The sequence below is a fragment of the Pseudomonas sp. FW305-25 genome (assembly GCF_017351415.1).
In the GTDB taxonomy this organism is placed as follows: Bacteria; Pseudomonadota; Gammaproteobacteria; order Pseudomonadales; family Pseudomonadaceae; genus Aquipseudomonas; species Aquipseudomonas chlororaphis.
Genome location: NZ_JACNDE010000006.1, coordinates 222,539 through 232,422 on the forward strand (window position 1 = coordinate 222,539; position 9,884 = coordinate 232,422).

At 65.2% G+C, this 9,884-nt stretch carries 7 protein-coding genes; all 7 read left to right on the forward strand.

The window, feature by feature from the left end; translation table 11 throughout:
* Window positions 1-3 precede the first annotated feature (3 nt).
* A complete protein-coding gene (tssJ, locus tag J4E58_RS08910; protein WP_007930268.1) occupies window positions 4-504 on the forward strand; it encodes a type VI secretion system lipoprotein TssJ in 501 nt (166 codons plus the stop codon).
* A gap of 2 nt (window positions 505-506) precedes the next feature.
* Window positions 507-1,838 (forward strand): type VI secretion system baseplate subunit TssK, encoded by a 1,332-nt coding sequence (tssK, locus tag J4E58_RS08915; RefSeq protein WP_087087511.1) that lies wholly within the window; start codon window positions 507-509, stop codon window positions 1,836-1,838.
* Between the two features lie 5 nt (window positions 1,839-1,843).
* Complete coding sequence (icmH, locus tag J4E58_RS08920; RefSeq protein WP_007930266.1) at window positions 1,844-2,713, forward strand: type IVB secretion system protein IcmH/DotU; 870 nt, start codon at window positions 1,844-1,846, stop codon at window positions 2,711-2,713.
* A gap of 14 nt (window positions 2,714-2,727) precedes the next feature.
* On the forward strand, window positions 2,728-6,255 hold the full coding sequence (tssM, locus tag J4E58_RS08925) for a type VI secretion system membrane subunit TssM (protein ID WP_009046206.1): 3,528 nt from the start codon (window positions 2,728-2,730) through the stop codon (window positions 6,253-6,255).
* Window positions 6,255-6,983 (forward strand): PP2C family serine/threonine-protein phosphatase, encoded by a 729-nt coding sequence (locus J4E58_RS08930; RefSeq protein WP_007930264.1) that lies wholly within the window; start codon window positions 6,255-6,257, stop codon window positions 6,981-6,983. The genes tssM and J4E58_RS08930 overlap by 1 nt, the downstream gene beginning before the upstream one ends.
* Window positions 6,980-8,044, forward strand: coding sequence for a serine/threonine-protein kinase (locus tag J4E58_RS08935; protein ID WP_087087513.1), 1,065 nt, complete (start codon window positions 6,980-6,982; stop codon window positions 8,042-8,044). The genes J4E58_RS08930 and J4E58_RS08935 overlap by 4 nt, the downstream gene beginning before the upstream one ends.
* Window positions 8,045-8,065: 21 nt before the next feature.
* A partial coding sequence (locus J4E58_RS08940) for a type VI secretion system tip protein VgrG (protein ID WP_207255312.1) occupies window positions 8,066-9,884 on the forward strand: 1,819 nt, incomplete at its 3' end.

The following is a 9,884-nucleotide window of genomic DNA, read 5'->3' on the forward strand; positions in this document are numbered from 1 at the left end:
CGCATGTCTCGCTGCTCGACCCTGTTACTCAAGACGCTAGCCATGCTGACCGCCCTGGCGCTACTGGCCGGCTGCTCGTCGCTGTCGCCGTACTCGACCATGACCAAGCTCAACCTCAAGCTGACCGCCAGCGACCAGCTCAACCCGGACCTCAACGGTCGCCCGTCGCCGATCGTGGTGCGGCTGATCGAGCTCAAGCATCCGGTGGCCTTCGAGAACGCCGATTTCTTCAGCCTCTACGAGCGCGCCAAGGAGTCCCTGGCCCCGGACATGGTGGCCAGCGAAGAACTGGAACTGCGCCCGGGTGAAACCGTGGAACTCAAGCTCAGCGTCGAAGAAGGCAGCCGCTACGTCGGCGTGCTGGCGGCCTACCGCGATATCTCCGAAGCCCAGTGGCGCTATGTGGTGCAGCTCACTCCGGTGGAGCTGACCGAAGCCGATCTGACCCTCGACCAGGCCGGTATCCGCACCAGCAACGCAACGCTCGCCAAGGCGGACAAGTAATCATGAACGTGCATAAAGTCATTTGGCAGGAAGGCATGTTGCTGCGCCCGCAGCACTTCCAGCACAACGATCGCTACTACGACTACCAGATGAAAACCCGCACCCAGTTGCTGGGCAGTTATTCCTGGGGATTCCTGAGCCTGGAGATCGACCTGCAGTTCCTCAACATGGGCAAGCTGGTGATCAGCCAGGCCTCCGGCATCCTGCCCGACGGCAGCCTGTTCGAACTGGGCGGCAACACCGAGCCGCTGGCCCTCGACGTGCCGCCGAACACCGGCAACACCCCGGTGTACCTGGCCTTGCCGCTGGTGACCGGCAACCACATCGAGGCGCGCCGTCCGGAGCAGTCCGATGTGCTGGCGCGCTACACCGCCTACGAGGCGGAAGTGGCCGACTCCAACGCCGGCGACGATTCCAGCAGCCAGGTCAGCTGCGCCCGGCCGGACTTCCGCCTGCTGCTGGGCGAGCAACAGAGCGACCAGGCCTATGTGAAGCTCAAGCTCTGCGAAGTCCTCGACACCACGCCCGACGGGGTGATCAGCCTCGACCCGGACTTCGTGCCGACCTTCATCCACGCCCATGCCTCGAGCTACCTGCTGTCGTGCCTGAAAGAAGTGATCAGCATGCTCAGCCACCGTGGCGACACCATTGCCGACCGGATCCGTTCCAACGGCAAGGTTGGCGGCGCCGAAGTCGGTGACTTCATGATGCTGCAACTGATCAACCGCACCGAGCTGCTGCTGCGCCACTACCTGGGCCTGGAGCAGGTGCACCCGGAAGAGCTGTACCGCACGCTGCTGACCATGCTCGGCGATCTGGCGACCTTCGCCAGCGACAGCAAGCGCCCGCGCCTGGACAGCCGCTACCAGCACAGCGACCAGGGCGCGAGCTTTCGCAAGTTGATGGACGCGATCCGCCAGGTGCTGTCGATGGTGCTCGAACAGCACGCCATCGAGCTGGTGCTGCAGGCGCGTCAGTACGGGATCATCGTGTCGCCGTTGCACGACCACAAGCTGCTGGGGTCGGCCTCGTTCGTCCTGGCCGCCAGTGCCAACTGCGACTCCGAAGAACTGCGCCATCGCTTGCCGGCGCACCTCAAGGTCGGCCCGGTGGAGCGGATTCGCCAGCTGGTCAACCTGCACCTGCCGGGGATCAAGGTCAAACCCTTGCCGGTGGCGCCACGGCAGATCGCGTTCCACTCCAACAAAACTTATTTCATCCTCGAACTCAGTTCCGAAGACCTGGCGCAACTGGAGCGTTCCGGCGGTTTCGCCTTCCACGTGTCCGGCGAATTCGCCGAGCTTGAACTGAAATTCTGGGCCATCAGGAACTGACCGACATGATCAAGGACATGGAACACAACCAGGACGACAAGACCGTCCTGCTCGATCGCCAGGGCCATGGCCCGGCGCAGAGTCCGCTGACCGATTTCGCCGCGCCGCCGCGCTTCGAGCAACTGGAAGAACGGATGATCTACGCCGCGCGCCTGCGCCCGGCCGAGGCCTTCAACATCAGCCTGAACGCGCTGGTGGCGGCGGCCTCGGATCTGTTGTCGGAAGTGGTGCGCCTCAAGCACAGCGACACCCGCGAAGACCTGTACGCGCTCAACGAGCGCCTGACCTCGGCCCTGAAGCTGTTCGAGGTGCGCGCCCTGCACAACGGTGCCGAAAGCAGCCAGGTCATGGCCGCCCGCTACGTGCTGTGCACCGTGGTCGACGAGGCGGTGGTCACCACCCCGTGGGGCAATGAAAGTGAGTGGTCGCAGATGAGCCTGCTCAGCAGCTTCCACAACGAGACCTTTGGTGGCGAGAAGTTCTTCCAGCTGCTGGACCGGCTGTCGAAGAACCCGGTCAAGCACCTGCCGATGCTGGAGCTGATGTACTTGTGCCTGTCGCTGGGCTTCGAGGGCAAGTACCGGGTCATGGCCCGCGGCATGCTCGAACTCGAAGGCATTCGCGATGCGCTGTACCGGCAGATCCGTCAGCTGCGTGGCGACGTGCCGCGCGAGCTGTCGCCACACTGGGAAGGCTTGCACGACAAGCGCCGCAGCCTGGTACGCATCGTGCCGTGGTGGATGGTCGCGCTGTTCACGGTGGTCTGCCTGGTGGTGATGTATTCGGGGTTCGCCTGGGTTCTGGGCGAGCAGCGCGAGACCGTTCTGCAACCTTATCAGCAGCTTGACCCGGCCGTGGTCCAGCCCCAGCCGTAATACAGGGACGTGTGATGAAAAACTTCTTCAAGAAAGTCGGCGCCTTCCTGCGCAAGACGTGGGTCTGGACGCTGTTGCTGGTGCTGTTCGTGGCACTGCTGGTGTGGTTCGTCGGGCCGCTGCTGGCGGTCAACGACTACAAGTTCTGGGAAAGCGCGACCTCGCGCCTGCTGACCATCAGCGTGCTGTTCCTGATCTGGGGCCTGACCATGGTCTTCGTCAGCTGGCGCGCCGGGGTCCGCAAGAAAGAAATGGAAGACAGCGAAGACGGCCAGGAACGCCTGCGCCGCGAAGAGCTGATCGACGAGGAACAGAAAGAGCTGCGCAGCCGCTTCAAGGAAGCCATGCGCACCCTCAAGACCTCCAGCCTGTACCGCGGGCGCAGCGAGCGCTGGCGCAACGACCTGCCCTGGTACCTGCTGATCGGTCCGCAGAGCAGCGGCAAGACCAGCCTGCTGGACTTCTCGGGCCTTGAGTTCCCGATCAACAAGATCGACCGCAAGCTGACCCGCGACACCGTCGGCACCCGGCATTGCGACTGGTACTTCGCTGACCACGGCGTGCTGATCGACACCGCCGGCCGCTACCTGACCCAGCCTGACGCGGAAGTCGACGCCAGCGCCTGGAGCACCTTGCTCAACCTGCTGCGCAAGCGCCGTCGCGGGCGTCCGCTCAATGGCGTGCTGGTGACCATTCCGGTGGAGCTGCTGCTGAGCGGCAACGAGCAGGATCTCGAGACCCTGGCGCGCCAGGTCCGCGCGCGCCTGCAGGACGTGCACCAGAAGCTGCATGTCGATGTGCCGGTGTACCTGGTGCTGAGCAAGGCCGACCAGTTGCTGGGCTTCGACGAGTTCTTCGACCAGCTGAGCCGCGAGGAAAGCGACCAGGTGCTCGGCACCAGCTTCCGCAAGGAACAGAACGGCACCGACGTCGCTGTGCTGCGCCAGGAGTTCGAAGAGCTGCTGCGGCGCCTGAACAGCCAGGTGATCATGCGCATGCACCAGGAGCGCGACACCCAGCGCCGTGGCCGCATCCTCGACTTCCCGCACCAGTTGGGCCAGATCGGCGAGCACCTGTGCCTGTTCGTCGACATGGCGTTCACCGGCAACCGCTACCAGCGGGCCAGCCAGCTGCGCGGTTTCTACCTGACCAGCGCGCCGCACCTGACCGAAAAGCTCGACCCCGACACCGCCAGCATCGGCGCCAGCCTGGGCATGGCGGCCGGCGTGCTGCCGACCCTGCGCAGCGGCCGTTCGCGCTTCATTCACCACCTGCTGAGCCGGGTGATTTTCCCCGAGGCCGACCTGGCTGGCCTGGACAAGCGCGAGCGCAATCGCATCCATTGGGGCCAGCGTGCGCTGTACGTTGGCGCGCTGGTGGCCCTGGCCTTGTTCGGCCTGCTCTGGGCCGGCGGTTTTTCCGCCAACTACGAGCGCCTGGAAAACCTGCGCTCCCTGGCGCAGAACTGGAACCAGCAGCGCACGGCGCTGACCGCCCGCGACGACGCGATGGCGGCGCTCAAGACCCTCGACACCAGCTTCGAAGCCACCAAGGTGTTCCCGGCCAAGGGCGACGTCTCGCTGCACGAGCGGGTCGGCCTGTACCAGGGCGAGGAAAGCAACCCGGTGGTGCTCAGTGCCTACGAGCGTGAGCTGCAAGCGCAGCTGTTGCCACGGGTGGCGCAGATGCTCGAAGGGCAGATCCGCGGCAACATGCGCGACCGCGACCGCCTGCTCAACAGCCTGCGGGCGTACCTGATGCTGAACATGCAGGACCGTCGCGATCCGTCCTGGCTCAAGGATTGGGTGGCCAGCGACTGGTCGACGCGCTACGCCGGCAACACCGCGGTGCAGAACGGCCTGAACGCGCACTTCGAACGCCTGCTCAAGCTGCCGTTCAGCTACCCGCTCAACGACACGCTGGTGGCCCAGGCGCGCCAGGTGCTGCGCAGCGAGTCGCTGGCCAACGTGGTCTACCGCGTGCTGCGCGAACAGGCGCGGAGCCTGCCGGAGTACCGCCTGAGCCAGCACCTGGGGCCGCAGGGCAGCCTGTTCGTCGGCACCGACTACGCGATCCCGGGCTTCTACACCCAGCAGGGTTACCAGCAGTATTTCTCGGTCCAGGGCACGGCGCTGGTCACCGATATCCTGCGTGACAACTGGGTGCTGGGCGAAGGCAGCGGCATCAGCGGCATGGACCTGCGCCGCCTGATGGTGGAGCTGGAGCAGCTGTACTTCCGCGACTACGCCAACTTCTGGAGCGAAGCGGTGGGCCAGGTCGGCCTGCAGCCGTTCAACGATGCCGGCGAAGGCGCCGATCAGGTCGCCGGCCTGACCTCGGCCAACTCGCCGGTGCTGCAACTGTTGGTGGAAGTGCGTGAGAACACCCGCTTCCAGGCCATCGCCGAAAGCGCCGAAGACGTGACCGCCGCGGCGGATAAAGCCGCGGAGAAGGGCGGGGCGCTGGGCAAGGTCGCGGCGGCTGCCGCGGGCAAGGCCCAGGAAGCTTTGGCCAAGAACCTGCCGGACACCGCGAAGAAGTCGCTGCAACGTCGCTTCGAACCGCTGCACCGCCTGCTGGACGACAACAACGGCCCGGCGGCGGACCTGACGCCGGCGCTGCAAGCGCTGAACGACCTGCAACTGCAACTGGCCGGCCTGGCCCGTGCCAGCGCGCCCGAGCAGGCGGCGTTCGAGATGGCCAAGACCCGCATGAGCGGCCAGCGCGATGCCCTGAGCAACCTGCGCAACGCCTCGGTGCGCCTGCCGCGTCCGGTGAGCGTGTGGTTCAACGTGCTGGCGGAAGACACCTGGCGCCTGGTGCTCAACGACTCCTACCAGTACCTGAACCAGCGTTATCAGAGCGAGCTGTACAGCTTCTACGGCAAGGCCATCAGCAAGCGCTATCCGTTCAGCGCCCACAGCACCAGCGATGTCGCCATCAGCGACTTCCGCGAGTTCTTCAAGGCCCAGGGCATCGCCGACCGCTTCTTCGAAAACTACATGCGGCCTTTCGTCAGCGGCGATCCGGGCAACTACCGCCTGCGCAGCATCGACGGCCACAGCCTGCCGATGTCCAAGGTCTACCTCGACCAGATGGCCGCGGCCCAGGTGATCCGCCAGAGCTTCTTCTCGGAGAACCCGGCGGAGCCGCAGGTGCAGTTCAAGCTGGAGCCCTACACCCTGGACCCGGCGGTGAGCCGTTCCGAGTTCCGTTTCGGCGACAAGACCATGGAATACCGCCACGGCCCGATCGTGCCGGTGTCCTTCAAGTGGCCGACCGATGCCGAAGACGGCCGCACCAGCCTGGTGCTGGACAAGATGGCCGGGCGCCCGGTGGGTATCGAAAAGAACACCGGCCCCTGGTCGCTGTTCCGTCTGTTCGACCTGATGCAGACCGAGTACCTGACCGGCCGTGACGTGCTGGTGCTCAAGGCCGACCTGGGCGGCCTGCGCGCCAACTACCTGCTGATGAGCCAGCGCACGCCGAACCCGTTCGACATGGGTGTGCTGCGTACCTTCCGCATGCCGGTGCAGCTCTGATGCTGGTTGCCAGTACCTGGCGCAGCGCTGCGCGCACCGACCCGGGCAAGGTTCGGGCGCGCAACGAAGATGCCTTCCTCGACTGTCCGGAGCAGGGGCTCTGGGTGGTCGCGGACGGCATGGGCGGGCATCAGGGTGGCGACATCGCTAGCCAGTTGATCGTCGCCAGCCTGGCCGAGTTGCCGGCGCAAGACAGCTTCGACGAGCGGCTCAAGGGCCTGCGCCAGTGCCTGCACTGGCTCAACCGGCGCCTGGGCCAGGAGTTGACCGTCACCGCCGAGCGCCACGACAGCATCATGGGCAGCACCGTGGTCGCGCTGTTGCTCGAAGGCGACCGCGCGGCGTGCATCTGGGCCGGCGACAGTCGTTGTTACCTGTGGCGCGGGCAGCGTCTGTACCAGCTGTCCAAGGACCATTCGCTGCAGCAGCAACTGATCGACGAGCAGCAGATGAGCGTCGAGCAGGCGCGGGCCCATCCGGCGGCCAATGCCCTGACCCGGGCGGTGGGCGCCAGCGAGCAGCTGACCCTGGATGTGCTGGAGTTGCAGGTCTACCCCGGCGATGCCTTCCTGCTGTGCAGCGACGGCCTGTACCAGGGCCTGACCAGCGATGCGCTGGGCAATGCCTTGAGCCTGGCTTCGCCGCAGGTGGCGCTGGAGCGTCTGTTCGACGGCGCCCTGCGCGGTTCGGCGCGGGACAACCTGACAGCCGTGGTGATCCGCCAATGAGTGATCTCAAATCCGGTCTGGATAACATCCTGATGAGCGAGGAAGAGGCCAGCAACCTGACCTATTTCGCCTTCGCCAAGGCCAATGAGGCGCCGCGTCCCGTGGCGCCCAAGGCCAAGGGCAAGGGCCGCAACCGCTCCAGGAGCCGCCCCCGTTCCAAGGCCCAGGCCGTGGTGCCTGTGGGCGGGCTGCCGGACGTATTGGCCGGACGTTACCGCCTCGAGCGCCTGCTCGGGGCCGGTGGCATGGGCGCGGTCTACCGCGCGCGGGACCTGCTGCATGAGCAGTTCGGCGATCCCGACCCTTATATAGCGCTCAAAGTCATGAGCGAAGAATTTTCCGAGACGCCGGATGCCAGCGCCTTGCTCTACAGCGAGTTCGCCCTGACCCGACGCCTGCGCCACCCGAACGTCGTGCGCCTGCACAGCTTCGAGGTGGACACCCAGTGCCAGCGCGCCTTCATCACCATGGAGCTGATGCGCGGCCTGACCCTGGACAAACTGCTCTGCGAGCGGCCGTTGGGGCTGCCGTGGGAAGAGCTGCGCGATGTGGTGCGGCCACTGCTCGATGCCCTGGCGTACAGCCACGCTCGCGGTGTGCTGCACGGCGACCTGAAGCCGAGCAACGTGATGCTCTGCGAAGACGGCGTGCGGCTGTTCGACTTCGGCCTGAGCCAGGCCGAGGAGGGCATCCTTCCCGGCCTGCCGCAACTGAGCCGCAGCCGCTTCAACGCCTGGACGCCCGGCTATGCCGCCCCCGAATTGCTGGAGGGCGGCGCCTTGTCGGCCAGTGCCGACCTGTACGCGGTGGCCTGTGTGATCTATGAACTGGCCTGCGGCAAGCACCCGTATCGCCGGTTGCCGTCGACCCAGGCCCGCGACGAACGCCTGGACCGCTCGCTGCAGGCGCCCAGGCATCTACCCAGACACTGTTGGCCAGCCCTGCGTGCGGCGCTGGCCTTCGACGTGGCGGAACGCACCATCTCTGCCCAAGCATTGCGCGATGCCATGCGCGCGGATTCGTCCTGGCTGCAACGCTGGTTCCATCGGCGTAACGGATGACCATCGAACAGGGAGCAAGCTATGTTCAATCCTTCCAATGAAACCCACTTCAGCCTGACGGTCGACGACTTCCAGGGTGACTTGCAGGTGCTGTCTTTCGAGGGGATCGAAGGCATCAGTCAGCCGTTCCGTTTCGATCTGGAGCTGGTCAGCGAGAACCCCGACCTGGACCTGGAGACCCTGCTGCACAAGCAGGCTTTTCTAGCGTTTGATCCGCAAGGCAGTGGCATCCACGGCCAGATCTACCGCGTGGCCCAGGGCGATGCCGGCAAGCGCCTGACCCGCTACAAGGTGTCGCTGGTGCCGCAATTGGCCTACCTCGAGCACCGCACCAACCAGCGCATCTACCAGCAGCTGTCGGCACCGAAGATCATCGCCCTGATTCTCGAAGAGCACGGCATCCAGGGCAATGCCTACCGGTTCCAGCTCGGCACTCCGTGCCCGGAGCGCGATTACTGCGTGCAGTACGACGAGACCGACCTGCATTTCATCCAGCGCCTGTGCGAAGAGGAAGGCCTGCATTACCACTTCCAGCACAGCCCGCAGGGCCATCTGCTGGTGTTCGGCGACGACCAGACCGTGTTCCCCAAGCTCGGCCAGCCCACCGCCTATATCCAGGGCAGTGGCATGGTCGCCGACGAGCCGGTGATCAAGGGTTTCAACCTGCGCCTGGAAACCCGCACCCGCCGTACTACTCGACGCGATTACGACTTCGAGAAACCGCGCCTGCAACTGGAGGCCGCCTATAAACCCGAGGCTGAAAGCGAAGAGCCGGACCTGGAGGACTACGACTACCCGGGCCGCTTCACCGACCGCGCGCGCGGCAAGTTCCTCAGCCAGCGCGCCCTCGAACGCCACCGTGCCGACTACCAGCAGGCCGAAGGCTGGGGCGACCAGGCGCGACTGGTCAGCGGCCACTTCCTGGAACTGTCCGAGCACCCGCGCAGCGAGTGGAACGACCTCTGGCTGCTCACCCATATCGTCCACGAAGGCAAGCAGCCGCAGGTGCTGGAAGAGTCGGTGACCAGCGACACCACCGACAACAAGGATGACTTCCATCAGGGCTACCGTAACCGCTTTCTCGCCACGCCCTGGCAGGTGTTCTACCGTCCGGCCCTGAACCACCCGAAACCGCGGGTGCTGGGCAGTCAGACCGCGGTGGTCACCGGGCCCAAGGGCGAAGAAATCCACTGCGACCAGTACGGCCGGGTCAAGGTGCAGTTCCACTGGGACCGCGAAGGCAAGGCCGACGACAAGACCAGCTGCTGGCTGCGCGTGTCCTCCAGCTGGGCCGGCGACCGCTACGGCGCCCTGGTCATCCCGCGGATCGGCATGGAAGTGCTGGTGACCTTCCTCGAAGGCGACCCCGACCAGCCGCTGATCACTGGCTGCCTGTACCACAAGGAACACCCGGTGCCTTACGCCCTGCCGGCGAACAAGACCCGCACGGTATTCAAGTCCATGAGCTCGCCGGGCGGCGGTGGCTACAACGAACTGCGCATCGAAGACAAAAAAGGCGCCGAACAGATCTTCATCCACGCCCAGCGCGACTGGGATGAAAACATCGAGCACGACCAGAAAATCCGCATCGGCCACGAACGCCACGACACCGTGGAAAAGAACACCTACACCGAACTCAAGGCCGAAGAACATCGCATCACCCACGCCGACCGCAAGACCGAAACCAAGGTGGACGATCACCTGACCGTAGGCGAAAACCAGCACATCAAACTCGGCACCGCGCAACTGACCAAAGCCGGCCAGGAAATCCACCTCAAGGCCGGGGCCAAGATGGTGATCGAGGCGGGCAGCGAACTGACGATCAAGGCCGGAGGCAGTT